Genomic DNA, 2,622 nt, shown 5'->3' with positions numbered 1-2,622 from the left:
TGTCCCTAAAGGGACTTGAAATAAGTGTGTTTTTTGATTTCTGGGAATTTTTCTTTGTGCTCCTTAAAATTCAAAATTCAGGTTATTTTACTTGATCTTTAGAATTTATTAATTTAAATCAATATGCAAATCCCAACTTCTTTCTGTTTAAAGGATAGAAGGCTTTGGAAAGAAAAAATAAAATATCTACACCCTAGTCAATTTTATCGGATAAGTTTTAGATGCATTCCATTGGCATACATAGATGTTTTCATCTTGATCAATGCAGACATCATGGCAATGCTTGAAAATAGGTTCTTTCTGGATCATCAATTGTAATTCTCCATCGATGTATTTCGGGGCAGTACCCCCTGGGTTGGACACAACCTTATTGTTTTCATCGAGGATGGTGATAAAGCCTGAATTGTCCATCTGTTCCAAATATTTTGCACGGGACCAACATACGCCGGCATAGAGGTTTTTGTCATGGATAACTGGACGGCAAACAAATGCACCCGGTAAAAAAATAGTTTCCAGATATTCTCCTTCCATAGTGAATCTTTTGAAAGAATTGTGTCCACGTGAAGTGCACAATAGGGTCGGAGTTCCGCCTTTACGTTGGTCCACTGCTATACCATGTACGGTTTTGAACTGCGCATCCTCATGTCCGTCACCCCCGAACTTTCGGATAAAATTGCCTTTTGAATCATATTGCAATACAAATTGGGAACCGTAGCCATCTGTGATATATAAATCTCCATTCGGGGCTACGCAGGTTTCGGTTGGAGTGTAGCGCATCGTCTCTTTATAGATACCGTTGCTTTTGGGAGATGGGATTTCAGTGATGATTTTCCCTTTTAAGTCGGTTTTGATCACCCTCCCCCCATTATCCACGATCCACAAAAATTCCTCACCACCTTCATGGACCAAGCTCAATCCATGTGCAGCAGGCAAATTCAATGTCCAGGAATCCAAAAGCTTACCTGATTGGTCATAAATGATGATGTTGTTTTTGGCCTCATCTGTCACCATGATCAAGCGTCCTTTTTTATCCATGACCATTTCATGGCAATTGACAACGGGAGTTTTGTTGGGGTCAAGATTCCCCCAGGAAGTGTCAACTTTGTATCTGAAATCACCATGGCCTAAAATGGTGTCATTGTCATTTGAAAAGGATAAATTGGGTTTGATGGTCATGGCTAGTCCTGTCAGTGCGGTTAGTTTGAGAAAATTTCTGCGATTGCTGGGCATACATTTGAATTAGATCTTTAAAGGCAATTTAGCATTAATATCAGATAATTCTAAAATTGATAATGTCCGCTGGTAAAATATCAAAAGCAAAGATTAATCGGTTATGCCTATATTTAAATTCAGACCCAAAATGATCCTATGAAAAATCTAATAAAAAGTTTTATAATGGCCTTGATGATACTTTCAACCGGCCAATTGAAAGCCCAGGAAATCGCCCTTCAATTGTACAGCCTGCGTAATGAAATGAAGCAGGATGCAAAAGGAACCCATGCTTTGATCCCCAGAATGGGGATTGAATATCTGGAAGGTGGAAATACCTATGGTATGGAAAAAGAAGAATATAAAACTTTTCTTTCAGGCTTAGGACTTTCAATCGTTGCCGTTGGTGCAGGATATGAAGCCTTGAGGGATGATCCTCAATCTATCATTGACAATGCCAATTCCTATGGAGCAAAATTTGCTACCTGCACCTGGATTCCACATCCTTCAGGAAAGTTCAGTATCAAAGAAACCAAAGAAGCGATCGAAGTATTCAATAAAGCAGGCAAAACCCTGAAAGATGCGGGAATCACCCTTTGCTATCATCCCCATGGCTATGAGTTCAAACCGCATGGAAATGGCGTATTGTTTGATGAAATGCTCAAAAATGCCAAAAATTATGATTTCAACATGGATGTTTATTGGGTTCAGATGGGAGGTGGCGATCCTTTGGCCATCATGAAAAAATATCCAAAGAAATTTCCCCTTTTGCATTTGAAAGACCGTGCACATGGAACTCCGGGCAATACAGATGGTAAGGGAGATGTGGAGACCAATGTGGTCCTTGGGACAGGTGATGTTGACATTCATGGCTTAATCAAACAAGCTCAAAAATCCGGAACTAAATACCTGATCATTGAAGACGAGTCCTCAAGGTCAGTACAGCAGATCCCAAAGAGTGTGGAGTATATTAAGAAAGTGATGGCTGAGAAGTAAGGTGTTGTCCAACGGTTGTACCTTTGGACTGCTGAGTATTGTAACGCCAGTCGATGGATAGGTTGAGCCAGAGGCTCAATACTCAGGAATCCGAAGCTACAAGCTTCGAATAACCTTAATAAACCTCAACCTTAACCAACCCTTTCATTCCTGCATAATCCTTTGCCGAGCTGAATAAATAATGTTCCTCTTCTTCAACAATCATTGCTTTGACCGGATTTTGGTGGATATAGTGGAGTTTTTGTTCGAAAAATTTTGGGGATTCAATGCTGATTACGTGAAAGCCATCTATCCAAAACTTATAGGTCTCTACTCGTTTGGAAATATTCCCTCGAAATTTAAATTGGTTGAGTATCCACTTAGACCTTGAATCTATTGATTCGTTTTCAAGACTCATAAGAATTTTTTTGGCAACAA

General features: G+C 39.7%; 2 protein-coding genes and 1 pseudogene. 1 reads left to right on the top strand and 2 read right to left on the bottom strand.

Annotated features, from left to right (window positions below):
* Window positions 1-186 precede the first annotated feature (186 nt).
* Window positions 187-1,230, bottom strand: coding sequence for a twin-arginine translocation signal domain-containing protein (locus ACEW8O_RS11055; protein ID WP_373494691.1), 1,044 nt, complete (start codon window positions 1,228-1,230; stop codon window positions 187-189).
* 138 nt (window positions 1,231-1,368) lie between these two features.
* Between ACEW8O_RS11055 and ACEW8O_RS11050 the strand changes: the two genes are divergently transcribed.
* Window positions 1,369-2,205, top strand: a complete 837-nt coding sequence (locus ACEW8O_RS11050) for a sugar phosphate isomerase/epimerase family protein (protein WP_373494690.1) — start codon at window positions 1,369-1,371, stop codon at window positions 2,203-2,205.
* 115 nt (window positions 2,206-2,320) lie between these two features.
* Here the strand turns inward: ACEW8O_RS11050 and ACEW8O_RS11045 are convergent.
* Window positions 2,321-2,622, bottom strand: a pseudogene (locus ACEW8O_RS11045) (transposase); the annotation flags it as partial.

The organism is Aquiflexum sp., from assembly GCF_041749095.1.
Lineage (GTDB): Bacteria > Bacteroidota > Bacteroidia > Cytophagales > Cyclobacteriaceae > Aquiflexum.
Note: the sequence above shows the minus strand (reverse complement) of the source record. Positions and strands in the feature narration are given on the sequence as shown.

Excerpts from the sequence above, each read along its gene's own strand:
- ACEW8O_RS11055 (WP_373494691.1), bottom strand. The coding sequence starts at position 1,230 with ATGCCCAGCAATCGCAGAAATTTTCTCAAACTAACCGCACTGACAGGA.
- ACEW8O_RS11050 (WP_373494690.1), top strand. The coding sequence starts at position 1,369 with ATGAAAAATCTAATAAAAAGTTTTATAATGGCCTTGATGATACTTTCA.